This window comes from Aeromonas sp. S2(2024) (genome assembly GCF_041402505.1).
Lineage (GTDB): Bacteria > Pseudomonadota > Gammaproteobacteria > Enterobacterales > Aeromonadaceae > Aeromonas > Aeromonas media.
This window is the reverse complement of the sequence record NZ_JBGLRL010000001.1, coordinates 461,910-487,897: the sequence shown is the minus strand read 5'-3', so window position 1 is coordinate 487,897 and position 25,988 is coordinate 461,910. Positions and strand designations below refer to the sequence as shown.

Sequence of the window (25,988 nt, the reverse complement as noted above, 5' to 3'; positions counted from 1 at the left end):
GTCACCCATGAAACCCTCCTCCCTGGCCCTCTGGCTGGCGGCAACCCTGCTCTCCCAGCCCCTGCTGGCGGCCGAGCTGCAGTTTGTCGATGAAGAACCCCTGGCCACCACGCCCCAGGCCTGGCTGGAGCAGCGCCTCGGCGTGACCCTCGCCCCCGACTACGACAGGGCCAGCCTGCTCGGCCACCACCATAGCTTCCGCATGCTGGTCAACGGCCTGCCGGTGGCCACCACCCAGGCCGCCGTCAGCATAGACAGCGCCGGCAGACCCTGGCGCCTCTATCACAATCTGCGCCCCCTGCAGAGCGCAGCGCCCGGCTGCGATGCCAGCATCAGCCTGGATCCCCTGCTGGACCAGCTGCGCGCCGACGGCAGCCAGATAGCACCGCTGGGACAGGTCGAAGCCTGGTACTGGCGTGACGGCGACACCCTGGTGCCGGCCCTGCGCCAGCGGGTGAGCGAGCACAAGGCGGGCAATGCCAAGGCCAGCCGAGTCCAGCTGTTTGCCAGTTGCGACGGCGATCGCGAACTTGGCCGCTGGGGGGATCAGGCGAGCACCCAGGCGCTGCGTACCCCGGATGCGGGGGATCTGCGGGTCCTGGCGCGGGTGTTCGATCCCGATCCCCGCACCCAGTTGCAAGACGCCAGCCTGGTCTGGCACGAGACCCTGGTGCTGGCAGATGCCGCCTATCAGGACAAGGTGGCACTGCCGGTCACCCTGCTGGGCAATGACTATGTGCTGAGCGGCCCCCACGCTCGAGTGGTGGATGCCATCGAGCCCACCACGACCCCCTACGGGGCAGACAGCCAGCAGGCCTTTCGCCTGACCCGGGACGATCCGGGCTTTGCCGACATCAACGCCTACTACCACCTGGACTTGGCCCAGCGCCACCTCAAGGCGCTCGGCTTCACCGACCTCATCCCCGGCGCCCTCGACATCGACACGGACGCAGGCTATCAGGACAACTCTCTCTACGATCCGTTCGAGCGCAGGCTGGAGCTGGGTCGCAGCGGTGTCCCCGATGCCGAGGATCCCATGGTCATCTGGCACGAGTTCGGCCACGGAGTGCAGCACCACATAGTGCCGGATCTCGGGGAAGAGGGGGACTGGGGCGCCATCGGCGAGGGCTTCGGCGACTTCCTGGCCGCCAGCCATCGCCAGCGCAGCGAGGCGGGCCGCCAGTTCGAGCCCGCCATGGTGTTCAACTGGGATGCCCGCTTCACCGACCGCACCCCGCGCCAGCTGGACGATGCTCGGGCCCGCTACCACCCGGACTACAACTACCCGGCCCACCGCACCATCAACGGCAGCAACGGGGATCAGCTGTGGGGCACCCCGCTGTTCCAGGCCCTGCTGGCGTCTGTGGCCGAGCACGGGGAAGGGGCGCGGGACGAGTTCGATCGCCTCGTCATCGAGTCTCACTTCGGCCTGGGGCCCGCCATCCGCATGCCGCAGCTGGCCCGCATTACCGTGGACACGGCGGCGCGCCTCTATCCGGCGCGCTCCTATGCCCGCCATCTGGAGCAGGCGTTTCGCCAGCACGGCCTGCTGCAGGCCCCCGTCAACGTCGCTCTGGCCGAGGGCAGCGCTCTTGCGCTGGGGCAGCGTCAGTCGGTGCAGCTGGACCTCAGCAACGCCGGCAGCACCCCGGTGACCCTCAACGCCCTGACCCTGTCCCTGCCCGCCGGCTTGCAGGCCGATCCCCTGGCCTGGTCAGCAACCACCCTGGCGGCCGGTGCCAGCCTCACCACCACAGTACGACTGCTGGCCGCCAGCCCGCTGGCCTGTGGCGACGAGGTGAGCCTGCCGGTGAGCCTCGCCATGAGCGGTACCAGCCCGACCGAGCGTCAGTGGCAGCAGTCCCTCACCCTGCCCATCGGCACCCCCGTCATCAGCCGGGCCAACGGCCAGCCGCTGACCCTCAAGGATGCCCAGAGCGAGGAGGTGCGCGGCATCAGCGAAACCAGCCTGGTGCTGGAGAAGAGCGACGCCCGGGTGAGCGATCGCCTGCAGCTGAACCTGGACTTGCAACACCAGGCCCTGGATGAGCTGGAGATCTGGCTCAACTCCCCCTCCGGCACCCGCATCCAGATCTGGGACAAGGGATACAGCCCGTTGCCACGGCTCAAGGGGGTCTTCCCCACCGAGCTGCTGCCCCTGCAGCCCTTCACCCCCCTGGTGGGAGAGCCGCTGGCCGGTCGCTGGACCCTGGAGGTGGTGGACAGCAAGCCGGGCCATCAGGGGCGCATCACCGGCTGGAGCATCAGCCAGCGCACCGGCGCCCAGTGTGGTGAGCCCGTCGCCCCGCCGGATGACGGCATCATCCACTTCGACACCGCGGACAGCAGCGGGGGCGGCACTGTCAACCTGCTCTGGCTGCTGTCGCTCACCCTCTGGCGCCGCCTCTGCCGTCGCGGCTGATCCATCCCCATAAAAGCAAAGAGGGACCAAGGCCCCTCCAAGGACAAGAAATGAAGATGAGAATGACCCCGCTGGCCTGTCTGCTGGCCCCCCTGCTCAGCGCCTGTGGTGGTGGTGGATCCGATGAGGCGCCCCTGACCGCGCCGGACTACCGTCTGACGGTCAACCTGCCCGCAGCAGGCACCCTGTGCGTCAACCTGAACCAGAACGACAACTGCGAGCCAGGCGAGCCTGTGGTCAGTGGCGAGGCTGGCGCGCGCCAGTTGAGCGCCAGCGCCCCCGGCCTGCTCACCAGCCCCTTGCTGTTCATCCCCCGGGAGCCGGACGCCCTGGCCCTGACCCACCCGGCTGCGCGCCTGGACGATCAGCACCTCACCCCCACCCCCTTGAGCACACTGTTGCAGAGCCGGGTCGCGGACGGGATCCCGCCGGCCCAGGCCCTGGCCGAGCTGCTGCTCGCCCTTGCGCCCCTGCAACCGGGTCAGGGACTCGCGGCCCTGGTGCAGCTGGAGGAGTTCAACAGGGCACTGGAGGCGCTCGCCCTGACGACACGGGATGACGCCGCCAGCCTGCCCGGTCTTGCCACCGGCGAGCGCCAACGCCAGATCTGGCAGGGGCTGGTCACCCTGCTGCCCGAGTTCGCCCGGCACTTTGCCGCCAGCCCCGAGCTCCTGAGCCAGCAGGCCAGACTCGCCGCCGTGCTGATGCAGCAGCAACCCCGGGCGTTGGTGACCGCCAGCGGCGTCACTACCTACACGGACGAGGTGGATTACCTGCTGACCCAGGAGCCTGCGGATCACCCGGGTCAGGAGGCGAGCCTGGGCCAGGCGCCCCTGCGCTATCGCAAGCTGGACAGCAAGGGGCAGCCCCTGGCGGACAATGCCGACGAGTGGGAGTGCGTGGAGGATCTCAACACCGGCCTCATCTGGGAGAAGAAGCTCGATGATCCGGACAGTCCGCGGGATCTGCACAAAGTCTTCGCCTGGGAGTTTGGCAACTATCACCCCAGTCAGGCGGAGCTGGATTATGCCTGCCCCGAGGGGGAGGCCATCTGCTCCACCGAGCAGTATCGCCAATGGCTCAATGGACAACGACTCTGCGGCATAGGGCACTGGCGCCTGCCCACAGCCCAGGAGCTCGGCAGTCTGCAACACTATGGCTCCCTCGCCCGCCAGGATGGCCAGCTGGTCAGCCTGGATGTGCGCTACTTCCCCGACGTCGGTCCCTCGAGCGGCGACTTCGATGGCAGCTACTGGACCCAGACCCTGACCCCGTCCCGGCGCCTCGAGAGCGTCCCCATCGCCGTCATCAGCCCTCAGTTCCTGGGGGAGGATGCGGGCACCGATTACCCCTATGGCGTCCAGAACGAAAATGAAATCAATGCCATACAACTGCGCCTTGTGGCCGAGGTAACCCGATGAACAAGTATCTTCTGACCCTGCTGCTCACCCTGTGCAGCCCGCTGGCACTGGCCATTGCCATCTGCGACGACACCCTGCCGCGCACCAGCCCCAGCTCCCGCTTCCTGGATCGCGGCAACGGCACCGTCACCGACCGGGCCTCCGGCCTCACCTGGATGCGCTGCCAGCTCGGCCAAAGCTGGCAGAATGGAAGCTGTAGCGGCGAGCCGACCCGGCTCTACTGGCAGCAGGCCCTGCTGACCGCAGAGCGGATCCGCACCGAGCCGAGCCATGCCCTCCACGGTTTCGGCGGCCACACCGATTGGCGCCTGCCCACCATCAAGGAGCTCATCAGCATACTGGAGTCCGCCTGCTACAAGCCGGCATTGAACGAGACCCTCTTCCCCCGCGCCATGGCCGGGGACGGCAAGGAGGTGAACGACGGCTATGTCTACCTCTGGTCCTCCACCCCGGTGCCCGCCAGCAAGGGCGTCGCCTATCTGGACATCACCAGTGGCGCCGTCGGCATGCGGGCCCCCGGCTCCTGGGCAAAGCAGGTGCTGCTGGTAAGGTGAGCCATCCGGGCGGGGACTCCCCTGCCCGGTTTTCCCCCGAATGGCCCCTTTGGGGTGGAAGGCGTCAAAAAAGCATCAAATTACGTCACCCTGTGCCGGTTCAGGCGGGTTTTGCGCGCCGGAGCGCTGGCGTGAAACGGGCAGAGCGGTTAGTCTAGCGGCGTTGAACCAATCCCATGAGGTACAGATGAAAACCGTATTGCGTTTTAGCCTGCTGGGCGCCTTGTTACTGGGCGGCCATGCCTTCGCCGCCGAACCGAAAAAATTTGATATCAGCATGTTCCCTGCCGCCGAAGTGAACCAGGAACGTGTCGTGATCCGCCTGCCGGAAGTCGAAAACGAAGCCGACATGATGGTCGAGCTGCAAGTGGGCAAGAAGATGCTGGTGGACTGCAACCTGCCCCGCTTCGCCGGCAACCTGGAACAGCACAGCGTCAAGGGCTGGGGCTACAACTACCTGACCCTGGGCCAGGTCTCGGGTCCTGTCAGCACCCTGATGGCCTGCCCGGATGGCCAGAAGAAAGAGAGCTTCGTCCAGATCTATGGTCAGGGCTTCTTCGTGAACTACAACTCCAAGCTGCCGTTCGTCATCTATGTGCCGCAGGAGTATGAAGTGCGCTACCGTCTGTGGCGTGCCGACAACCTGGCGCAGCCAGCCATGATTGAATGAGCGCCCGACGCTCAGGTTCAGCCAATCCATGAACACATAAAGGCGCCGCATGGCGCCTTTATTTTATTGTTTTTACCCTGCAGAGACCGGGTCCAGCTGTACAAAACCTGACATAACTCCACTATTTTTCAGGCTTTTTGTGCTGCGGACCGCAAAATTCTCCCTCGGGATGAGACAAAGGCTGTTCGATAAAAGATATTTATTAACATAGTAAGAAAATTGATTTTGCACTCTGCGACGGCCTGATGATACTTGCCCGCAAAGGTCAAACTAACCAGAACAAGAGCACTATGAGCTTCGAATCAGACAAGCGTTTCAACGACTTCAAACATTTTCCCCGTGGCCTGCGTCGCAGTGGCGAATTCACCGTGGCCGAAGCGGACAGTCTGGAAAAATACGGCACAGTGATGCTGGCGCTCTATCAGGGCAACCTGGCCCCCCGCGATGACGTAGAAAGCGCCTTCATTGAGCAGGTCAAGTCTGGCGCAGCCGGCAGCAACCCCCACGCCAAGGTATGGTTCAAGTACCTGAAGGTGATTGGTCCCAAGCGGGTGCACCGTCTGTGCACAGTCGCGGGTGGCGCCAATGAGGATGCGGGCGGCAGCTTTGAGGGCGGTGGCGGCGGTGGCAGCGACGAGTCCCTCGATTAATGGATACCGAGCTGCTTCGGACCTTCATCGAGGTCAGCAAGACCCGGCATTTTGGCCGGGCTGCCGAGAATCTCTACCTGACCCAGTCGGCGGTCAGCTTTCGGATCCGCCAGCTCGAGCAACAACTCGGGGTCAGCCTGTTTGCCCGCCATCGCAACAACATCCGTCTGACCGCCTCCGGTGAGCGTCTGCTGCCTTACGCAGACGCCATCTTGCATACCCTGGGCCGCGCCAGGCAGGACGTGGCCCTCTCCCCCGGTTTCAGTCAGCAGCTCGCCATAGGTGCACCCGCGGTGTTCTGGGAGCTCGACTTCAATGACTGGCTCAACCATGTCTATGCCCTGGCCCCCGGTCTCGCGGTGCGCCTCGAAACCGCCTCCCGCGAGCACCTGTGCCGCCAGTTGCTGGAGCGTTCCCTCGATCTCGCCCTGCTCTCCGAGCCGACCAAGATAGACGAGATAGCCCTGCACCCCATCGGCGAGCTGGTGTTCGAGCTGGTAAGCCGGGAGCCGGCCGCCAATGCGGACAGCCTGATGCAGATGCCCCATATTCACCTCGACTGGGGCACCAGTTTCGAGCCCCCTTCCAGCCGGTTGCAGAGCCTGCAGAAGACTCCTGTGCTGCACTCGAGCTCTGCCAGCATGGCGCTGCAGTTCGTGCTGGCCAATGGGGGCGCCGCCTATCTGCCGCGGCGCATGGTGAGCCCCTTCCTGGAGCAGGGACAACTGCACCTGGTGGAAGGGGGACAGGCGCTGAGTCGCCCGCTCTATCTCGCCTATCTGGAGAAATCCGATCGCCGGGAGCTCATCGATCAGCTGCTCACCCTGCCGCTGGGATGGGATGGCGCCGATCTGCGGCTGCCATCGGCCGAGTAGCCGGGCCTCAGCCTGAGCAGCATGAAAAAAGGGGCCAAGCGGCCCCTTTGTTATGGATGCGTGCCGTCAGCCATGGTGACGACGGTCGTTGGCCTGGGCCAGCAGGGTGCGGCTCTCGCGCAGGAACTCGTCGGCGTGTTCGCCGAAGAAGCTGGACACTTGCGAGAAGGCCTCGATGAAGCCGTCCCTGTCCCCCCGCTCCAAGAGCCCCAGCGCCTCGCCGAAGTTCTGGTAGTAGCGGCGGATCATCGCGAGGTTCTGCGGTGACGACAATATGATGTCGGCATAGAGGTGGGGATCCTGGGCAAACAATCGTCCCACCATGGCGAGCTCCAGCCGGTAGATGGGGGAGCTCAAACTCAGCAGGCGATCCAGATTGGCCTGCTCCCGGGAGAGGTGCCAGCCGTAGGCGAAAGTAGCGAAGTGGCGCAGCGCCTGAATGAGGGTCATGGCCTCGTCGTGAGCCTTGGCCTCTACCTGCTGCAGCCGTGCACCCCAGATGGCCATCTGATCCAGCAGCCACTGGCTGGCGGCGGGGTCGCGGCCCTGGCAGCAGACGATCACCTGCTTGGCGAGGCTCGCCACATCCGGCCCGAACATGGGGTGCAGCCCCAGCACAGGTCCCTGGTGCACCGCCAGCATGTGCTCGAGCGGCGCCGCCTTCACGCTGGTCACGTCCACCAGCAGGCAATCCGCAGGCAGCTTGCCGAGCCGGTCGATGATCTGGCAGGTGATGTCGATGGGCACCGCCACCATCACCAGCCCCGCATCGGCGAGGATCTCGTCGGCGCGCGGCCAGTCCCCCTGCTCCAGGGTTTCGACCCGGTAGCCGGAGAGGCCGAACATCTGGCCAAACAGGCGGCCAAGCTGACCCTGACCGCCTATGATGACCACCTTGCCAAGGGCTGGCTTCATGCATTTGAAGTGGTGCTCCTTGTCGCTGGTGGATTCCAGAATATAGGATTCGCGCATCACCCGGCGCAGCACGTCCTCGATGAGATCGCCGGGCACCCCCAGCCGTTCGGCCTCGGCGCGGCGGCGGGCCAGCATGCTCGCCTCCCTGTCCGGTGCATAGATGGGCAGACCGTGCCGGCTCTTTACCTCACCCACTTCCCCCACCAGGGCCAGACGGGCGGCCAGCAGATCAATAAGCTGCTTGTCCACCGCATCTATCTTGTCCCTGAGGGCATTCAACTCTTCAGCCATATCCAGTCCCTGCCAGCGCCGCTGGCGGCGGCGCCCTGTGATTCAAGAGGCAACAAGGTATCACTGCGTGGGCAGTGATACCTCTATGGTTCAATCAGTTACGACAAGATACCACGACTTACAGCGCGGTTCTGCTCTTGAGCGGCGCCGCCAGCTGGCTGTGGCAGCGGGCCAGCAGGTCCGCCGTGGTCTCCCAGTCGATGCAGGCATCTGTGATGGAGACGCCGTAGCGCATCTGCGCCTTGGGTTGCTCGCTGGACTGGTTGCCCTCGAACAGGTTGGATTCGAGCATCACACCTATGACGGAGCGGTTGCCCTCCTGGATCTGGTGGATGACGTTGTCCGCCACCTTGGGTTGCAGGCGGTGATCCTTGCTGGAGTTGCCGTGGCTGCAATCCACCACCAGACCGGGCAGCAGGCCCGCCTTCTCCAGCGCCTCTTCCGCCAGCGACACATTGACCGAATCGTAGTTCGGGTGCTTGCCGCCGCGCAGGATCACGTGACCATCCGGGTTGCCCTGGGTCTGCAACAAGGCGACCTGGCCCTGCTGGTTGATCCCCATAAAGGCGTGGGGGCTGGAGGCCGCCTGCAGCGCGTTGATGGCGGTGCCGAGGTTGCCGTCGGTGCCGTTCTTGAAGCCGACCGGCATGGAGAGGCCGGACGCCATCTCCCTGTGGGTCTGGGATTCTGTGGTACGGGCGCCTATGGCCGACCAGGAGAAGAGCTCGGCCAGGTATTGGGGGCTGATGGGATCCAGCGCCTCGGTGGCCAGCGGCAGCTCCAGCTCCGCCAGCCAGCAGAGCAGCTCGCGGGCACGGTGCAGCCCCAGCTCTACATCGAAGGTGCCATCCAGATTCGGGTCGTTGATGAACCCTTTCCAACCGACCGTGGTGCGTGGCTTCTCAAAGTAGACCCGCATGACAATGTAGAGAGAGTCCTGGTAGGCATCATGCAGCGCTTTGAGTCTGGTTGCGTACTCTTTGGCGGCGTCCATGTCGTGGATTGAGCAGGGTCCACAGATCACCAGCAGGCGGTGATCCCGGCGGTGGATGATGTCGGCTATGGTATTGCGGGCCCCTTGCACGAATGCCAGCGCCTTGTCGGAGATGGGTAGCTTCTCCTTGAGCTGGGCAGGCGTGATCATCACTTGTTCGGACTGGATATGGATGTTGTTCAGGGGATCTCTTTGCATTTTCTCATTCTCTCTACTGTATTCAAGCCAATTGCGCCAAGGTGTATTCATTTGTTTACACAAGTCAGCGCTTTGTTACGCAACCGCCCTCACCTTACCAAGGAAAAACAAACAATCAAGTGAAACTAGCGGTTTACTGCATCAATAGATGGATTAATGACCACTCCCGTGACCAAAACAGCCAGAAAGTAGCGTGTAAAAGGCCCTCTGCACCATGAAAATCGTAAACAAATAATTACACCCTGTACCTCATCACGCCTTTGCCGGCCTGCCGCCATAAAAAAGCGGGGCACCTGGCCCCGCTTGCGTTCCCGTGTTGCTCTTCTTTTATTATTTGCCGTGGGCCTTGATGACCGCCACCGCCTTGTCCGGGAAGTCGCTGAACACCCCGTCCACGTCCACCTGGTAGAGGAAGATGTTGAGCAGGTCGGTGAAGTCTTTCGCATAGGGCGGGATCTGGCCTTCGTCTTGGCGGAAGGTATAAGGGTGCACCTTGAGACCAGCGGCGTGAGCCTCCTTCACCATGGCGGTGAACACCGGCTTGCCCGGGGTGCCCGGCTCGGTGACTATCATTGGCTTCCAGGGGCCTATGCCGTCGGCGTAGCCGGCGATGGTCTTCATGGCACCCGGCTTGAACATCCAGTCATAGTCGTAGGGGGTCGCCTTGCCCTTGGTGTCGTAGACCATGGTCTCGTTCCAGTCGGTCTCGGCCATCAGCTGCACCAGCTTCAAGTCCATGCCGAGGGCCGGCATCAGCTCGCTGTTGATGCGTTTGAGCTCATCCACATCGAAGCTCTGCAGATAGACCCTGTCGCTCTTGCCGGTATAGCCGTACTCCTTGAGCACGGTCAGCACCGCCTTGGAGATGTCCTTGCCCTCGTGGCGGAACAGCCAGGGGGCCTTGATCTCCGGGTAGATACCGATGTTCTTGCCGGTGCTCTTGTTGAGCCCCTGGATCATCTCTATCTCTTCCTGGAAGGTGTGGATCTTGAAGTCGGACTGCCACAGCGGGAAGCGGGCCGGATAGACGGGCACCTGTTTGCCGTCCACCAGCTGGAACGGCTCCGTCATGCGCAGGGAGCGCACCTCGGCCAGGGTGAAGTCCACCACATAGTAGCGACCGTCCGGGCGGGCACGACCGGGGAAGCGCGTCGCCACGTCGGTGATGCCGTCGAGGAAGTGATCGTGCATCACCACCAGCTGGTCATCCCTGGTCATCACCAGATCCTGCTCCAGATAGTCGGCCCCCATGCCATAGGCCAGCGCCTTGGACTCCAGGGTGTGCTCGGGCAGATAGCCGGAGGCGCCGCGGTGGGCAATCACTATCTTGCCTTCATCTGCGGCCAGGGCGGGCAATGCGAGGGCGACCCCGAGGCCCAGGGCCACGAGAGAGAGGTGAGGTTGTTTCATGAAAGGTGCTCTTTGTTATTGTTTATTGGATGTAGGTAGTTGTTATAGCAGAGGTTTATTGCAGTTTTACGGCGGGCGGCCAAGGGGCAGCCCGCCGCTTCAATCAGCTTGCCTTGGGCAGGGCGTGATGGTGTTCAAGCAGCCAGGCACCGAGCTGCTGCTGCTCGGATTCGGACAGGCGCAGCCCCAGCTTGCTGCGGCGCCACAGGATGTCCTCCAGGGAGTGGGCCCACTCGCGGCTGATCAGATAGCGCACTTCCGACTCGTACAGCCCGGCACCAAAGTGCTGGCCGCGATCCTCGTGCAACCAGAGACGGGCATGACTGCCATAGGCTTCGGCGATGCGGCGGGCGCTGCGCTCGTCCAGCCAGTCGAATTCGAGCATGTAGGCGCGGGCCAGCTCGGTGGTGGAGCAGTCGAACTCGCCGCCGGGCAGACGGCTGGTGGCGGTCCAGTCCTCGCCCATCTGGCTGAACCAGGGCTTGAGCTTGTTGCAGGCGGCCTGGGCCAGCTTGCGATAGGTGGTGAGCTTGCCGCCAAACACCGACAACAGCGGCGCCCCGTCGGATTCGCCGGAGAGCTCAAGGGTGTAGTCGCGGGTCACCGCCTGGGGTGAGTCGGACTCGTCATCGCACAGGGGCCGCACCCCGGCATAGGTCCAGATGACTTCGGAGGGCGCAATCTGGCGGGTGAAGTGGGCGTTGACCACCTTGCACAGGTAATTTATCTCGGCTTCGCTGATCTTCGCCTCCCGCGGGCTGCCATGGTGCTCCACGTCCGTGGTGCCGATGAGGGAGTAGTCCTGCTGGTAGGGGATGACGAAGACGATGCGGTTGTCCTCGTTTTGCAGGATATAGGCCTCTTCGCGCTCATGGATGCGCGGCACTATGATGTGGCTGCCCTTGATGAGGCGAATGCCGCGCGGGGATTTCTCGTGCAGGCTCTCGTCATAGAAGGTCTTGACCCAGGGACCGGCCGCATTGACCAGACCACGGCAGGTGACGTTGAACTGCTCGCCCCCTTCTCGCTCCAGGGTCAGGGTCCAGTGCTTGGATCCGCGCACCGCCTTGACGCAGCGGGTGCGGGTCTGCACATCGGCGCCCTTGTCCCGGGCCATCATGGCGTTGAGCACCACCAGGCGGGCGTCGTCGACCCAGGCGTCCGAGTACTCGAAGCCCTTGTTGATGCCACTCTTGAGACCATCTTGCGGCAGGAAGCGCAGGCCGCAACTGCCCTTGAGCTTGTCGCGCTTGGCCAGGTTGTCGTAGAGGAAGAGGCCGGCACGGATCATCCAGGCCGGGCGCAAGTGCGGGCGGTGCGGCAGGCGGAATCGCATGGGACGGGCGATGTGCGGCGCCATGCCGAGCAGCACCTCCCGCTCCGCCAGCGCCTCTTTCACCAGCCTGAATTCGTAATGTTCGAGATAGCGCAAGCCGCCGTGGATCAGCTTGCTGGAGTTGGACGAGGTGGCCGAGGCGAGATCCTGCGCCTCGAACAGCGCCACCTTCAGCCCCCGCCCCGCCGCATCCGCCGCAATGCCGACCCCGTTGATGCCGCCGCCGACGACGACCAGATCATAATGTTCGCTCATGTTCACCTACTTTCTTATTTTGTGTTCGCCATGCCGGCAATGTTTGATTTCGCTCATATTAGAACATGAAAAAATGATAAACGAACATTTTATGAGGGAAATGTGATCGCGATTGTTCTGACAATGCTAAAAATGCTGCCGGTCGGTGACAAAGTGCCGCCCCAAGCCCTCGCCATTGTCCCTACTGCCAGGGCGAATCTGCCGCAACGGATGCGGGCGCGGCTGGCCGAGACCGCAACACAGGGACAGACGGAGAGAGGCTGCAGGGGCAAGGCGCCCCGCATGGGGAAGGCCCCGTGAGAGCGCAGCAAGAAAGCGGCCGCCTGACGGCGGCCTGATGCTAATGCGGCGTGGGGAGACTCAGCAGATGTGGCAGGCGATCTGATGCTGGGACATCAGTCGCATCAACTTCTCCGGCGGCTCCTGATCCGTGAACAGGGCGTGGATCTGGTTGAGGTTGCCGAGGTTGACCATGGCATTGCGCCCGAACTTGGTGTGGTCGGCGGCCAGGAACACTTGGCGGGAGTGGGCGATGATGGCCTGGGCTATCTTCACCTCGTGGTAGTCGAAATCGAGCAAGGAGCCGTCGTTGTCGATACCGGATATGCCGATGACGCCATAGTCCATGCGGAACTGGCCGATGAAGTCGCGGGTCGCCTCCCCGACGATGCCCCCGTCCCGGTTGCGGATCTCGCCACCGGCGATGATGACGGTGAAGTCATCCTTGGCGGTGAGTATGCTGGCGACGTTGAGGTTGTTGGTGACCACCCGCAGCTCACGGTGATCGAGCAGGGCGCGGGCGATGGCCTCGGTGGTGGTGCCGATGTCGATGAAGAGCGATGAACCGTCGGGAATATTGGCGGCCACCTCGCGGGCGATGCGCTCTTTCTCCTTGAGCTGCATCACCTTGCGGGCGCTGTAGGCGGTATTGACGGTACTCGAATGCAGGGAGGCCCCGCCGTGATGGCGCCGGATCTTGTTCTGCTCGGCGAGATCGTTCAGATCCCGGCGAATGGTCTGGGGGCTGACGTCAAAATGGGTCACCAGATCGTCGGTCGAGACAAAGCCCTGCCTTGTCAGAACGTCCAGGATCTCCAGATGTCGTTGGGTTTGCTTCACGCTTGCACTCCGCTTGAGAGACGAAAAAAGGCCCCGGCATTGCGGGGCCTTTGGCAGTGTACCCTATCCCTTTTCGGACTGATAAGGGCAGGATCACGTTTTATGCCTTGTCGGCAGCGGCCTTGTGGGCGATCGAGATGTTCTCGTGCTTGAGGGTCAGGGCCAGCAGTACGATAGAGAGCAGGCAGGAAATGGTCAGCACCAGGAAGCCGCCGTCCCAACCGAAATGGTCAACGGTATAGCCCAGCATGGCGTTGGCCGCGACCGCGCCGCCCAGGTAACCGAACAGGCCGGTGAAGCCCGCTGCGGTACCGGCGGCCTTCTTGGGCGCCAGCTCCAGGGCATAGAGGCCTATCAGCATGACGGGGCCGTAGATGAGGAAGCCGATGGCGACCAGGGCCATCATGTCGATGGTCGGGTTGCCCGCCGGGTTGAACCAGTAGACCAGCACGGCCACGGTCACCAGCACCATGAACAGGATACCGGCCGGGGCGCGGCGGCCCTGGAACATCTTGTCCGAGATCCAGCCACACAGCAGGGTGCCCGGGATCCCCGCCCACTCATAGAGGAAGTAGGCCCAGGAGGAGTGATCCACGCTGAAGTCCTTGGCTTCCTTGAGGTAGGTCGGTGCCCAGTCCAGCACGCCGTAGCGAATGAGGTAGACGAAGGCGTTGGCAATCGCGATGTACCACAAGAGCTTGTTGTGCAACACGTACTTCATGAAGATCTCCTTGGCGGAGAACTCCTGCTCGTGACTCTCGTTGTAATCCTTCGGGTAGTCGTTCTTGTACTCCTCGATGGGTGGCAGACCCACGGACTGCGGGGTGTCACGCATCACGAAGAAGGCGATCACCGCGATGGCAGCCGCAGCCGCAGCCGGCACATAGAAGGCGCTGCGCCAATCATTGAACCAGCCCATGCCGAGGATGAACAGCGGACCTATCATGCCACCACCCACGTTGTGGGCCACGTTCCAGACCGAGACGATTTCGCCCCGCTCCTTCTGTGACCACCAGTGCACCATGGTGCGACCGCAGGGCGGCCAGCCCATGCCCTGAACCCAGCCGTTCAGGAACAACAGCACGAACATGATGGCGATGCTGGAGGTGGCCCAGTGCACAGTCCCCATCATGAACATGATGCCGGCCGAGAGCAGCAGGCCGGCGGAGAGGAAGTAGCGCGCATTGGAGCGGTCCGACACGTTCCCCATCAGGAATTTGGAGAGACCGTAGGCGATGGAGACACCGGACAGGGCCAGCCCCAGATCACCGCGGGAGAAGCCCTGCTCGATGAGATAGGGCATCGCCAGACTGAAGTTCTTGCGCACCAGGTAGTAGCCGGCATAACCGAAGAAGATCCCGAAAAACACCTGCCAACGCATGCGTTTGTAGAAGGGGTCCACCTTGTCGGCCGGTAGCCGGTCGATGTGGGGTGCAGGCCTGAAGAGACTAAGCATGTTCTGCTTCCTTATTGTTGTTATGGGCGATTGAGGGTGCCCCGATCGTGCCTGCGACCAGTTGAGTCCTTACTTCGCAAGCGAGCCTATTGTGCTCATATGTGAACATTTAATCTGTGATGAAGGCTAAATTATTGCAGTTTTATTACAAAGAATGTCACCCGATGAGTGATCGCGCATCGGCCTCCAGCCCTTGCAGGGCACGGAATTTAGCTACCCACTAAGGAGTATTAATGCCGATAACTGTTGCTTTTCGTCACATTTTCTTAGCAATGAATGGGATCTTGTCCACATTTCCAGTGGCGGGGGTCTGGTGAATTGGCACAGAAGGTTTATTTTCTCTCTCGTCCAATAACGAGCGCAAACGAGCATAACGTTTGCGTCAGCTCAAACAACAAGAAGAAACGTTTTCGGACGCAAGAAATGGGAATGCAAGATAACGAAACGGAACATCAAACCTACTCTGGGTGGATATAAGGAATAACAACTATGAGCATACAAAGACCCAATACCCTGCTCGGCGAGTGCCTCGCCGAGTTTATCGGCACCGGCCTGCTGATCTTCTTCGGCGTTGGTTGTGTGGCCGCCCTGGTGCTGGCTGGCGCCAACTTCGGGCAATGGGAAATCTCCATTACCTGGGGCCTGGGGGTCGCCATCGCCATCTACGTGACCGGCGGCATCTCCGGTGCCCACCTGAACCCGGCCGTGACCCTGGCGCTGATGACCTTCTGCGGCTTCGACAAGCGCAAGGTGGTGCCCTTCATCATCGCCCAGATAGCGGGCGCCTTCGCCTCCGCCGCCCTGGTCTACTTCCTCTATGGCAACCTCTTCACCCAGTGGGAACTGACCCACAACGTGGTGCGCGGCAGCGTAGAGAGCCTCGGCACCGCCGGCATCTTCTCCACCTACCCCAATGCCCTGCTCAGCAACATGCAGGCATTCGCGGTCGAGCTGGTGATCACCGCCGTCCTGATGCTGGGCATCATGGCGCTGGGTGACAACAACAACGGCGCCCCCAAAGGTTTCGCCGCCGCCCTGCTGATCGGCATCCTGATCGCGGTGATCGGCGCCTCCCTCGGCCCCTTGACCGGTTTTGCCATGAACCCGGCCCGTGACTTTGGTCCCAAACTGTTCGCCTTCTTTGCAGGCTGGGGCGATGTGGCCCTGACCGGTGGTCGCGACAACCCCTACTTCTGGGTCCCCATCCTCGGCCCCATCGTCGGCGCCCAGCTGGGTACCGCTCTGTATGTGAAAGTGCTGGCTCCCTGCGTCCCGGGCAACCGTGTCGTGACCGAAGAAGCCGCCAAGCTGTCCAATAAAGAAGAGGCCGCCGCCTAAGAGCGGTCCCCCCAAACGTGGAGAACATCATGTCTGCTGAAAAGAAATTTGTCGTCGCGCTGGATCAAGGTACCACCTCCTCCCGTGCCATCGTGTTCGATCAGGATGCCAACATAGTCGCGACCTCCCAGCGCGAATTCACCCAGCACTACCCGAAAGCGGGCTGGGTCGAGCACGACCCCATGGAGATCTGGGCGACCCAGTCCTCCGTCTTCACCGAGGTGCTGGCCAAGAGCGGCCTGCACAGCGAGCAGATCGCCGCCATCGGCATCACCAACCAGCGTGAAACGACCGTGGTGTGGGAGAAAGCCACCGGCAAGCCCATCTACAACGCCATCGTCTGGCAGTGCCGCCGCACCGCGGCCATCTGTGAAGAGCTCAAGGCCCGCGGCCTGGAAGAGTACGTGCGCGAGAACACCGGCCTGGTGCTGGACGCCTACTTCTCCGGCACCAAGGTGAAGTGGATCCTGGACAACGTGGAAGGGGCACGTGAGAAGGCGATGAACGGCGAGCTGCTGTTCGGCACCATCGACACCTGGCTGGTGTGGAAGATGACCAACGGCGAGGTGCACGTCACCGACCCGACCAACGCGTCGCGCACCATGCTCTACAACATTCGCGATCTGAAGTGGGACGAGCGGATGCTGGACGAGCTGGGCATCCCCGCCTCCATGCTGCCAGAGGTCAAACCCTCCTCCGAGGTCTATGGCTACACCACCCGTGGCGGCGGCTCCCGCATCCCCATCGCCGGCATCGCCGGTGACCAGCAGTCTGCCCTGTTCGGCCAGCTCTGCTTCGAGAAAGGCATGGCCAAGAACACCTATGGCACCGGTTGCTTCCTGCTGATGAACACCGGCACCGAGCCGGTCCGCTCCAGCAACGGCCTGCTGACCACGGTCGCCATCGGCCCGAAAGGGGAAGTGAATTACGCGCTGGAAGGTGCGGTATTCATGGGTGGCGCCACCATCCAGTGGCTGCGTGACGAGCTGAAAATCATTCACGATGCCCGCGACACCGACTACTTCGCCTCCAAGGTTGGCGACACCAACGGCGTCTACCTGGTACCGGCCTTCGTCGGTCTGGGCGCCCCCTACTGGGATCCGTATGCTCGCGGCACCATGGTCGGCCTGACCCGCGGCGCCAACCGCAACCACATCATCCGTGCCGCGCTGGAATCCATCGCCTACCAGAGCCGCGACGTGCTGGATGCCATGCAGCAGGACTCCGGCATCAAGCTGGCTGCCCTCAAGGTAGACGGCGGCGCCGTGGCCAACGACTTCCTGATGCAGTTCCAGGCCGACATGATGCACACCCCAGTGGTGCGTCCGACCCGCATCGAAACCACCGCCATGGGCGCCGCCTTCCTGGCAGGCCTGGCCGTCGGTTTCTGGAAGAGCTCCGAAGAGCTGGAAGACAAGTTCAGCGTCGATCGCGAGTTCATCCCCCAGATGGACAAGGAAGATCGCGCCAAACGCTACAACGGCTGGAAGAAGGCGGTGGAGCGTTCACGCCGCTGGGCCGAAGAGGAGTGATCGGGTAACCGGCACATCCTTGAGATGAAGAAAACAAAGAGGCCGACAGCAATGTCGGCCTCTTCTTATTGGCGCTGGCGAGCGCCCCCTCTGTCCCCTCCCCTTCGTCAGGAAAGGTATGCAATCTCCTCCCTCTGGTAGAAAGCGGTCGGCAGAGAGTGCAACCTCCTGCCCGCCTCCTACAACGCCTCGGCGCCGAGTTGCTCCTTGAGGAAATCGAGCCAGACCCGCAGTCGGATATCCCGCTGGGCATCGGAGTAGAACACCGCATGGATGGGGCGCGAGGCGCCGCTGTTGCTGCGGGCCAGCACCTCCACCAGGGCACCGCTCGCCCTGTCCTCTCCCGTCATGAAGTCCGACAGGCAGACGATCCCCTGACCTCTGAGCGCCAGCTGGCGCAGGGTCTCGCCGCTGCTGGCCCGCAAGGTCGGGGTGATGGCGAACCTGTCCCCCTGTTCACTGCTCAGCAGCGGCCAGTGGTTGAGGTGATCGGGGTGCAAAAAGCCGAGCAGCTCGTGGCCCGCCAGCAAGTCAGCCGGCTGGCGCGGGGTACCGCGCTCCGCAAGATAGTCCGGGGAGGCGAGCAACCGCAGCTTGGATCGTCCGAGCGACAGGGCCCGCAGGGAGGAGTCCGTCAGCTCGCCGATGCGAATGGCCATGTCCACCCGCCGCTCCATCAGGTTGATGAAGCCCTCGGAGCTGTGCAGTTGCAGCTCGATCCCTGGATAGCGGCGGCGAAACTCGCCGATGATGGGCACCAGCCGGTGCAGGATGAAAGGGGTGGCGGCGTCGACTCTCAACACCCCTTCGGGTTGTTCCCGGCGCATCAGCAGATGACTCTCCGCCTCGCTCATCTCGGTCAGTACCTTCACCGCCCGCTGATAGAACCAGCTCCCCTCCTCGGTCAGGCTGACCCGACGGGTGGTGCGGTTGAGCAGCACGGTGGCGAGCTTCTCTTCGAGGCGCTTGATGCCGCGGCTCACCACCGAGTTGTCCATCCCGAGGTTCTCCGCCGCCTGGCGAAAGCTGCCCGCCTCCACCACGGCCACGAACAGGGTCAGTTCATCGGAATGGGTCTTCATTGTTGTTGTCCTGGCAAGAGTCATGGGGCTTTATAGTCATTATGGCGATGAGTTGGCAAGCGTCATGGCCCGCTAGGGGTCACCTGCGCGCATTAGCCCGCCAGAGGCGTCCGACGCGGGATGGCTATACTGAGTCGGTTCGCGCATCCCATCGGGACAAGCCCTGCGGGTAATGAAGATGGCCTTTGGCAGACAAGTGGTTCGGTACCTGCCTAAGGATCAAGCCAGACAACAAGGAGTCGGGTGATGAAATACAAGGGAAGCTGCCACTGCGGCAGGGTGGCATTCGAAGTCGAAGGGGAGCTGAGCCAGGTCATGGCCTGCAACTGTTCCATCTGTCAGCGCAAGGGGTCCCTGCTGTGGATCATGCCCCATGACAAGATGAGGTTGCTGACCCCGGACGAGGCGGCCAGCACTTACACCTTCAACAAGCATGTGGTCAAACACAGATTCTGCCCAGTGTGCGGCATGCACCCCTATGGCGAAGGCGTGGATCCCAAGGGCAACCATATCGTCGCCATCAATGTCCGCTGCCTGGAGGGGATAGAGCCCGAGTCGCTGCCGGTGCAGCACTACGATGGTCGGGCGCTGTGACCATAGAAGCCGTCTGACGCTGTCAATCAGGCCGGAGGTGCCTCTCTTCCCTCTGGCCTGTCCCTCTCTATCCCCACCGCCCGCTCTCCCCTTCTCCTGCACGGCTCGATGTGATCCGGCGCTAACACCCCAGCCGGAAAAAAAGGCTACAATCGGAGCCCGCATAGAGATATTCTGGGCAGGCATCTCATCGTGAGCCCTGCTCTGCTACCACACAAAGGAAGCACAATGTTATTTGAACACCGTCTATTCGCCGCCCATAAAGAGCTGGCAAGCAAGGGTGTGAAGGAGCCCAATTACGCCCCGCCGCTATACCGTCTGCTGCGCCGAACTGGCTGGCAGCTGAGGCCGCCCCACTATGAGCGTTTCATGATCAATCTGCTCGCACTGGGGCTACCGACTGGCATCATCTGGGGACTGCTGATGTGGTTTTTCGGCCGGGAACATGAGGTGAGTCTGGAATATGCCCTGCGTCAGGCCACTTTCTTCACCCTCTGTTTCGGTCTGCTGATGGCCATCTTCTTCCAGATCCGCCGGCTACAGCTAAAGCTGACTCCCTGGGGGGCTCTGCCCTGCTCCACGCCAAAGACACAGAAACGCTGGCAGCCCAGATAATCACGCGGCCGCCATCACACATCGTTTGAAACAAAAGGAAGCTGCCATGACCAAGGCCCATGAAAAACTGAACTATGTGGAGTTTGCCGCCAGGGATCTCGCGGCCACCAAGGCCTTCTTCACCGCCGCTTTCGGCTGGCAGTTCGCGGACTACGGCCCCGACTATTGCGCCTTCGAAGGGGAAGGGCTAGATGGTGGTTTCTACCGCGCAGATATGTGCAGTCACAGCCATCAGGGAGGCGCCCTGCTGGTGTTCTACAGCGCCGATATAGAGGCAACCCAGGCCAAGGTGCAGCACCATGGCGGCATCATCAACCGCCCGCTATTCGACTTCCCCGGCGGCCGGCGCTTCCACTTTGTCGAGCCAAGCGGCAATGAATTTGCGGTCTGGTCCGAGCCGGCCAATGCCTGATGGCAAGGGGGCGCTCCGGCGTTCCCTGCTCCTTTACCTCCCTGACTTCCTCACCTCAGCCTCGCCCCTGCCCATTCATTGCTGCTCTTATCTCAATAGTGTTTTGCGACTGCTGCCCTGTTTCCCACGATAGGCGGCGGGCATACTGATTCTCGTCTTAACGAGGAGGTTCAGATGTCATCCCCCGTGATTGTGATTGCCCAGCTTGAGGCCAAGCCTGAATTCGCCGCCGAGTGTCGTGCCGCCTTGGGCCCCTTGATAGCGGCTACCCTGCAAGAGCCCGGGTGCCTCTGCTACCAGTTGCACCAGAGCCTGGAGAGCCCCCACGGCTGGATGATCCACGAGGAGTGGGAGAGTGAGGCCGCCCTCAGTGCCCACCAGCAGCAGCCCCATTTTCTCGCCTTCGTGGCCAACACCCAGGGCTGGTTTGCCAGCACCAATGTACGCCGCTATCAACTAGCCTGAATCCAGCAGCGGCCTGCCCCTGCCCGCCCTGGATGCGGGATGGGCCGACACAATATTGAGCGTAGAAACAATAACTTGAGGAATATGATGATGAAGATGCCCAACCTGGGTCTTGGTACCTTTCGCCTGAAGGGTCAGCCCCTGCGCGACTCCCTGCTGCAGGGTCTGGATCTCGGCTATCGCCATATCGATACCGCCCAGATCTATGACAACGAGGCCGAAGTGGGCCGCTTGATGAACGAAAGCGGCGTGCCCCGCCAGGATATCTACCTGACCACCAAGGTGTGGATCAGCGAGTTCGGCCCGGGCAAGGTGATCCCGAGCCTGGAGCTGAGCCTGGAAAAGCTGGGCACCGACTATCTGGACCTGGCGCTCATTCACTGGCCCTCCCCCCAGGATGAGGTGCCAATGGCAGTCTATCTGGAGCAGCTGGCCGAAGCCAAGGCCCAGGGTCTGACCCGGGAGATCGGGGTTTCCAACTTTACCGTGGCTCAGCTCCAGCAGGCCATCGAGATCCTGGGGCCGGGCGCCATCGCCCACCAGCAGGTGGAGATCCACCCCCTGCTGCAAAACCGCAAGGTGGTGGCGTTCTGCCAGGAGCACGGCATCGCCATCACCGCCTATATGCCGCTGGCCTATGGCAAGGTGCTCGCCGAGCCGCTCCTGATGGAGCTCGGCAAGCGCCACGGCGTCTCGGCGGCGCAGGTGTCGCTCGCCTGGCTGCTGGCCCAGGGCATGACGGTGATCCCGAGCTCCACCAAACGGGAAAATCTCGCCGCCAACCTGGCTGCGCTGAAGGTCAAACTCAGCCCCGAGGAGATGGCACAGATTGCCACCCTGGAGCGAGGCGAGCGCTGCGCCAACCCGGACTTTGCGCCAGATTGGGATTGATCCCCCTTATCCCCAGCCCTTCTCCCGCCAGGGGAGAAGGGAGCAAAGAAAACCCAACACCATCGACGAGCAGCCAAGCGGGAGGCACTGTGCCTCCCGCTTTTTTGCTTCCAATACCGTGCGCCACTGCCGCCCGTGCGCTGGCCCTCTCCCCTGCAACCATCCCTCTTTGTTCCCAGTTCGGTCTGTACGCTTTGCCTCTGCACTCAACTCGCGCTCTTCGCCCGCTCTTGCCTCAGCCACTCCTCCTTCCACGGCACCATTGCTGCTGATTTGGCAAAAGTAATTTGACGTTGCCGTCATTTTTGCCAACAAAGCTCATCGGCATACTGGCGCCATTCTCCCGTCGGGAGCCACTATCCAAGGAGTTTGTATGCCACTGGCGTTATTTGCCCTCACCCTGAGTGCCTTTGCGATCGGTACCACCGAGTTTGTGATCGTGGGGCTGATCCCCACCATAGCCGAGCAGCTCAATGTCTCGCTCCCCTCGGCGGGCCTGCTGGTCAGCCTCTATGCCCTGGGGGTGGCCATAGGCGCGCCGATCTTAACGGCGCTCACCGGCAAGCTGCCGCGCAAGTGGCTGCTGGTCGGGTTGATGGCGCTCTTCACTGCTGGCAACCTGCTGGCCTGGCAGGCACCGGGCTACGAGAGCCTGATCGTCGCCCGCATCCTCACCGGCCTGGCCCACGGGGTCTTCTTCTCGGTGGGCAGCACCATCGCCACCGGGCTGGTGGCCAAGGAGAAGGCGGCGAGCGCCATCGCCATCATGTTCAGCGGCCTCACGGTCGCCCTGGTGACAGGCGTGCCGCTTGGCACCTGGATTGGTCAGGTCTTTGGCTGGCGCGAGACCTTCCTGGTGGTGAGTGCACTCGGGGTCATCGCCATGGCAGGCAGCCTGCTGCTGATCCCGAACAACCTGCCAAAAGGCGCGGCCTCCAGTATTCGTGAGCAGCTCGCCGTGCTGACCAAGAAGCCCCTGCTGATGGTCTATGCCAAGACGGCCCTGGGCTACGGCGGCGCCTTCACCGCCTTTACCTTCCTCGCCCCCATCTTGCAGCAGGTGAGCGGTTTTGGTGCCAATGCGGTGAGCCTCATTCTGCTGGTGTACGGGGTCTCGGTTGCCGTCGGCAATATCTGGGGCGGCAAGCTCGCGGACAAGATGGGCCCGCTGCCCGCCTTGAAGCTGATGTTTGGCGGTCTGGCACTCATCCTGCTGATGCTCACCTTCACCGCGCCCCATCCGGTGCTGGCGGTGTTCACCGTGCTGGTGTGGGGCGCCTTCGCATTCGGCAACGTGCCGGGGCTGCAGGTACTGGTGGTAAAACAGGCAGTAATCCACACCCCCAATGCAGTGGATGTGGCCTCCGGCCTCAACATCGCCGCCTTCAACGTCGGCATAGCGCTGGGATCTGTCGTCGGTGGCTTCGTGGTGGAGCACCTCGGATTGATGCACACCCCCTGGATTGGTGCGCTGATCGTGCTGCTGGCCTATGGCCTCACCCACGTCAGCGAGAAGCGCGAGGCCAAATTGGCGCTGGCGGTTTAACTTCCCACATACGACAAGGCCGACACCCAGTGTCGGCCTTTTTCATTGGCAAAATAGTGCGGCTCAAGACTCCTTGAGATCCTCATCCGCAGCCCAGCGCGCCTCCAGCCAGAGCAGATTGACCAAGCCGCACAGCAGCGCGAACCCCAGCCCCAAAATCCAGGTGAAATACCACATATCAACAACTCCTCAATTCCAGTGTTAGTAGAGGCTATGGCCCTGCTGGCGCACCTGCTCGGTACTCATCTTGCCCCGCGCCACCCAATAGACCCAGAGCGTATAGCCGATGTTGATGGGCATCAGCACGGCGACTATGCCCAGCATGATGAAGAGGGTGTGCTCGCTGGAGGTACCGTCCCACAGGGTCAGGCTGCTCGACGGTTCCAGGGACGAGGGCAGCACAAACGGGAACAGCGCAATGGCCACGGTCAGCATCATGGCGGCGCAGGCACCGCCACTGGCGAGGATGGCCAGCCGCCCCCGGCCCAGGGCGCTTGCCAGCGTGCTCAAGAGCGGCAGCAAGAGACCCAGGGCAGGCACAGTCCAGAGCCAGGGGTGCGCCATAAAGTTGCCCAACCAGCCATCCGGCGCTGTCACCACCCGCTTCATCAGGGGCGTCAGAACGCTGTTGAGATCCCCGATCTCGGCTATCCGGTAACCGCGCATCTGGCTCAGCCAGAAACCACCCAGGGCAAACAGGCCACTCGCCAATGGGCCGAGCCAGCGGCTCTGGCGGGCGCAGCGCTGTGCTATCACCCCCTGGGTCTTGCACAGCAGGAAGCTGCTGCCATGGAGCATCAGCAGAGCCAGCGCCGTGCCCATGCAGGTCAACAGCAGCGGCCAGTTGAAATCGAAGGCGCCGTAGTGGATGCGAAGGGCCGAGTCGAAGCGAAACGGCAAGCCTTGCAGCAAGAAGCCGAGGGTCGCGCCAAACACCAGGGTCGGCAGCAGAGCCCCCATCACCAGGGCCCTGTCCCACCAGCGGCGCCACAGGGGATCCGGCAGCTTGCTGCGATAGTCAAAGCCGACCGGGCGCAGGAAGAGGCCGAACAGCAGGAACATGAAGGGCACATAGAGCGCCGAGAAGGAGGCGGCATAGACCAGAGGCCAGGCGGCGAACAGGGTGCCGGCACCGGCGATGAGCCACACCTGGTTGCCTTCCCACACGGGGCCCACGCTGTTGAGCAGCACGCGCCGCTCCTCATCGGTGTTGGCCACCACGGGGAGCAACATGCCGACCCCGAGATCGAAGCCGTCCATCACCACGAAGCCGATGAGCAGGAACAGCACCAGCCCCCACCAGATGAGTTTCAGGGTTTCGTAATCCATCAGACGGGACTCCCGTTTTTCAACACTTCACCTTGATAACGACCCGTCTGCAGGCTGGCGGGCCCTTTGCGGATCACGTGACGCAACAAGAACAGCTCCACCACCAGCAGCGTGCTGTAGATAAGGAAGATGGAGATGAGGCTGAACCAGAGCTGCCCAGGTTGCAGCAAGGAGACGGAGGCCGAGACCGGCAGCACGTCGCTGATGGTCCAGGGCTGACGACCGAACTCGGCCACGAACCAACCCGCCTCTATGGCAATCCAGGGCAGCGGAATAGACCAGAACAGCGCCTTGAGCAGACGCGGGGATTGCACCAGCTTGCCCCGGCACAGTTGCAGGAAGGCGGCGGCAAAGAGCCCGAGCAACACCACGCCTATGCCCACCATCAGCCTAAAGCTCCAGAACAGCGGCGCCACCTGAGGGATGGAGTCGTCGACCGCCTTGGCAATGGCCGACTCGTCCGCCTTGCCAATCTCCTTGGCATGGGGGGTGAGCAGCAGGCCGTAGCCGAGATCCGCGCGGTGACGCTCGAAGGTGGCGCGGGCCTCGGCATTGCTACCGTCTGAGCGCAGCGCCTCCAGGGCGTCATACGCCAGCATGCCGCTGCGAATGCGCACCTCGTGCTGCGCTTTCAGATCTTTAAGGCCGGTCACCTGCTCATCGAGAGAGCGGGTGGCGATGATGCCCATCAGGTAGGGAATTTTGATGGCCCCGTGGGTGGTCTCGTCACCCTGATCCGGCAGGCCGAACAGGGTGAAGGAGGCAGGGGCGGGTTCGGTGTGCCACTCCGCCTCTATGGCGGCGAGCTTGACCTTCTGCACCTCCCCGGAGCGGTAGCCCGACTCGTCCCCCAGCACGATGACAGAGAGGATGGCGGCCAGGCCAAAGCCCGAGGCAATGGCAAAGGATCGCAGGGCGAAGCGCACCTCCATGCGGCGCAGCAGATACCAGCTGCTCACCCCCATCACGAACAGGGAGGCCGCCACATAGCCCGCCGCCACCGTGTGGACGAACTTGACCTGGGCCACCGGGTTGAAGATTACCGCCGCCACGTCGGTCAGCTCCATGCGCATCGTCATGGGGTTGAACTCGGCGCCGACCGGGTTCTGCATCCAGCCGTTGGCGATGAGGATCCAGAGTGCGGAGAGGTTGGAGCCGAGCGCCACCAGCGCGGTCACCAGCAGGTGCTGACCCCGGGAGAGCTTGTCCCAGCCGAAGAAGAAGAGGCCCACCAGAGTGGATTCCAGGAAGAAGGCCATCAGCCCCTCTACCGCCAGCGGGGTGCCGAAGATGTCGCCAACGTAGTGGGAGTAATAGGCCCAGTTGGTACCAAACTGGAACTCCAGGGTGATGCCGGTAGTGACCCCCATGACGAAGTTGATACCAAACAGCTTGCCCCAGAAGCGGGTGATGTCCTTGTAGATCACCTTGCCGGTCATCACGTAGGCGGACTCGGCAATCACCAGGATCCAGGACAGTCCCAGGGTGAGGGGCACAAACAGAAAGTGGAACATCGCCGTCGCGCCGAACTGTATTCGGGAGAGGCTGACCACATCATCCAGGCTTATCATGCATGACTCTCTATGTTGCATTTAACAGACAGGTTTTCGCCCGTTAA

Annotated in this window: 24 protein-coding genes; 14 read left to right on the top strand and 10 right to left on the bottom strand. The window is 62.6% G+C overall.

Annotated features, from left to right (window positions below; translation table 11 throughout):
- Positions 1–7 precede the first annotated feature (7 nt).
- From ACB039_RS02295 to hdfR, 6 genes are all read left to right on the top strand, one after another.
- Positions 8–2,422, top strand: a complete 2,415-nt coding sequence (locus ACB039_RS02295) for a proprotein convertase P-domain-containing protein (RefSeq protein ID WP_371165034.1) — start codon at positions 8–10, stop codon at positions 2,420–2,422.
- Positions 2,423–2,484: 62 nt separating this feature from the next.
- Complete coding sequence (locus tag ACB039_RS02290; protein WP_148304741.1) at positions 2,485–3,843, top strand: DUF1566 domain-containing protein; 1,359 nt, start codon at positions 2,485–2,487, stop codon at positions 3,841–3,843.
- Entirely contained in the window at positions 3,840–4,397 is a 558-nt protein-coding gene (locus ACB039_RS02285) for a DUF1566 domain-containing protein (RefSeq protein ID WP_171274092.1), read from the top strand. Before ACB039_RS02290 ends, ACB039_RS02285 begins: the two co-directional genes overlap by 4 nt.
- Before the next feature lie 187 nt (positions 4,398–4,584).
- Complete coding sequence (gene eco, locus ACB039_RS02280) at positions 4,585–5,067, top strand: serine protease inhibitor ecotin (RefSeq protein WP_005328180.1); 483 nt, start codon at positions 4,585–4,587, stop codon at positions 5,065–5,067.
- A 290-nt stretch (positions 5,068–5,357) separates the two neighbouring features.
- Positions 5,358–5,717, top strand: a complete 360-nt coding sequence (maoP, locus tag ACB039_RS02275) for a DUF413 domain-containing protein (protein WP_005328181.1) — start codon at positions 5,358–5,360, stop codon at positions 5,715–5,717.
- Positions 5,717–6,592: an HTH-type transcriptional regulator HdfR gene (gene hdfR / locus ACB039_RS02270; protein WP_005328182.1), complete on the top strand. Its 876-nt coding sequence runs from the start codon at positions 5,717–5,719 to the stop codon at positions 6,590–6,592. The genes maoP and hdfR overlap by 1 nt, the downstream gene beginning before the upstream one ends.
- Before the next feature lie 66 nt (positions 6,593–6,658).
- Here the strand turns inward: hdfR and tyrA are convergent, their stop codons facing one another.
- The 6 genes from tyrA to glpT form a co-directional block, all read right to left on the bottom strand.
- On the bottom strand, positions 6,659–7,798 hold the full coding sequence (gene tyrA, locus ACB039_RS02265) for a bifunctional chorismate mutase/prephenate dehydrogenase (protein ID WP_042648709.1): 1,140 nt from the start codon (positions 7,796–7,798) through the stop codon (positions 6,659–6,661).
- Positions 7,799–7,916: 118 nt separating this feature from the next.
- Positions 7,917–8,990, bottom strand: coding sequence for a 3-deoxy-7-phosphoheptulonate synthase (locus tag ACB039_RS02260; RefSeq protein ID WP_042648708.1), 1,074 nt, complete (start codon positions 8,988–8,990; stop codon positions 7,917–7,919).
- A gap of 330 nt (positions 8,991–9,320) precedes the next feature.
- Positions 9,321–10,400: a glycerophosphodiester phosphodiesterase gene (glpQ, locus tag ACB039_RS02255; protein WP_371165033.1), complete on the bottom strand. Its 1,080-nt coding sequence runs from the start codon at positions 10,398–10,400 to the stop codon at positions 9,321–9,323.
- A gap of 103 nt (positions 10,401–10,503) precedes the next feature.
- The gene (glpD, locus tag ACB039_RS02250) at positions 10,504–11,991 is read right to left on the bottom strand and encodes a glycerol-3-phosphate dehydrogenase (protein WP_371165032.1); all 1,488 of its coding nucleotides are present in this window, start codon (positions 11,989–11,991) and stop codon (positions 10,504–10,506) included.
- A 360-nt stretch (positions 11,992–12,351) separates the two neighbouring features.
- A complete protein-coding gene (locus ACB039_RS02245) occupies positions 12,352–13,110 on the bottom strand; it encodes a DeoR/GlpR family transcriptional regulator (RefSeq protein WP_005328190.1) in 759 nt (252 codons plus the stop codon).
- A 100-nt stretch (positions 13,111–13,210) separates the two neighbouring features.
- Positions 13,211–14,566, bottom strand: coding sequence for a glycerol-3-phosphate transporter (glpT, locus tag ACB039_RS02240; RefSeq protein WP_371165031.1), 1,356 nt, complete (start codon positions 14,564–14,566; stop codon positions 13,211–13,213).
- A 489-nt stretch (positions 14,567–15,055) separates the two neighbouring features.
- Between glpT and ACB039_RS02235 the strand changes: the two genes are divergently transcribed.
- Together ACB039_RS02235 and glpK are read left to right on the top strand one after the other, a co-directional pair.
- Positions 15,056–15,904: an MIP/aquaporin family protein gene (locus ACB039_RS02235; protein ID WP_005327692.1), complete on the top strand. Its 849-nt coding sequence runs from the start codon at positions 15,056–15,058 to the stop codon at positions 15,902–15,904.
- Positions 15,905–15,933: 29 nt separating this feature from the next.
- A complete protein-coding gene (glpK, locus tag ACB039_RS02230; protein ID WP_041206102.1) occupies positions 15,934–17,436 on the top strand; it encodes a glycerol kinase GlpK in 1,503 nt (500 codons plus the stop codon).
- Positions 17,437–17,615: 179 nt separating this feature from the next.
- Here the strand turns inward: glpK and ACB039_RS02225 are convergent, their stop codons facing one another.
- Positions 17,616–18,518 (bottom strand): LysR substrate-binding domain-containing protein, encoded by a 903-nt coding sequence (locus ACB039_RS02225; protein ID WP_139750856.1) that lies wholly within the window; start codon positions 18,516–18,518, stop codon positions 17,616–17,618.
- A gap of 246 nt (positions 18,519–18,764) precedes the next feature.
- Here ACB039_RS02225 and ACB039_RS02220 point away from each other — a divergent pair, with 246 nt between their 5' ends.
- The 6 genes from ACB039_RS02220 to ACB039_RS02195 all read left to right on the top strand — a co-directional run bounded on the left by ACB039_RS02220 (position 18,765) and on the right by ACB039_RS02195 (position 23,041).
- Positions 18,765–19,112 (top strand): GFA family protein, encoded by a 348-nt coding sequence (locus tag ACB039_RS02220; RefSeq protein ID WP_041206103.1) that lies wholly within the window; start codon positions 18,765–18,767, stop codon positions 19,110–19,112.
- A gap of 228 nt (positions 19,113–19,340) precedes the next feature.
- Positions 19,341–19,727, top strand: coding sequence for a DUF6404 family protein (locus ACB039_RS02215; protein ID WP_139750857.1), 387 nt, complete (start codon positions 19,341–19,343; stop codon positions 19,725–19,727).
- Between the two features lie 46 nt (positions 19,728–19,773).
- Positions 19,774–20,139 (top strand): VOC family protein, encoded by a 366-nt coding sequence (locus ACB039_RS02210; protein ID WP_139750858.1) that lies wholly within the window; start codon positions 19,774–19,776, stop codon positions 20,137–20,139.
- Positions 20,140–20,313: 174 nt separating this feature from the next.
- Complete coding sequence (locus tag ACB039_RS02205; RefSeq protein ID WP_139750859.1) at positions 20,314–20,604, top strand: putative quinol monooxygenase; 291 nt, start codon at positions 20,314–20,316, stop codon at positions 20,602–20,604.
- A gap of 87 nt (positions 20,605–20,691) precedes the next feature.
- Positions 20,692–21,495 (top strand): 2,5-didehydrogluconate reductase DkgB, encoded by an 804-nt coding sequence (gene dkgB, locus ACB039_RS02200; protein ID WP_371165030.1) that lies wholly within the window; start codon positions 20,692–20,694, stop codon positions 21,493–21,495.
- A gap of 373 nt (positions 21,496–21,868) precedes the next feature.
- Positions 21,869–23,041, top strand: coding sequence for an MFS transporter (locus ACB039_RS02195; RefSeq protein ID WP_139750909.1), 1,173 nt, complete (start codon positions 21,869–21,871; stop codon positions 23,039–23,041).
- A gap of 63 nt (positions 23,042–23,104) precedes the next feature.
- On the opposite strand, the gene cydX is transcribed toward ACB039_RS02195, so the two are convergent.
- The 3 genes from cydX to ACB039_RS02180 are packed head-to-tail and all read right to left on the bottom strand — an operon-like array spanning position 23,105 to position 25,941.
- Positions 23,105–23,218 carry a cytochrome bd-I oxidase subunit CydX gene (gene cydX / locus ACB039_RS02190; RefSeq protein WP_005310033.1) on the bottom strand — a complete coding sequence of 38 codons (114 nt, stop codon included), beginning with the start codon at positions 23,216–23,218 and terminating at the stop codon, positions 23,105–23,107.
- 24 nt (positions 23,219–23,242) lie between these two features.
- A complete protein-coding gene (gene cydB, locus ACB039_RS02185; protein ID WP_139750908.1) occupies positions 23,243–24,370 on the bottom strand; it encodes a cytochrome d ubiquinol oxidase subunit II in 1,128 nt (375 codons plus the stop codon).
- The gene (locus ACB039_RS02180) at positions 24,370–25,941 is read right to left on the bottom strand and encodes a cytochrome ubiquinol oxidase subunit I (protein WP_182785759.1); all 1,572 of its coding nucleotides are present in this window, start codon (positions 25,939–25,941) and stop codon (positions 24,370–24,372) included. The genes cydB and ACB039_RS02180 overlap by 1 nt, the downstream gene beginning before the upstream one ends.
- Positions 25,942–25,988: the final 47 nt, after the last annotated feature.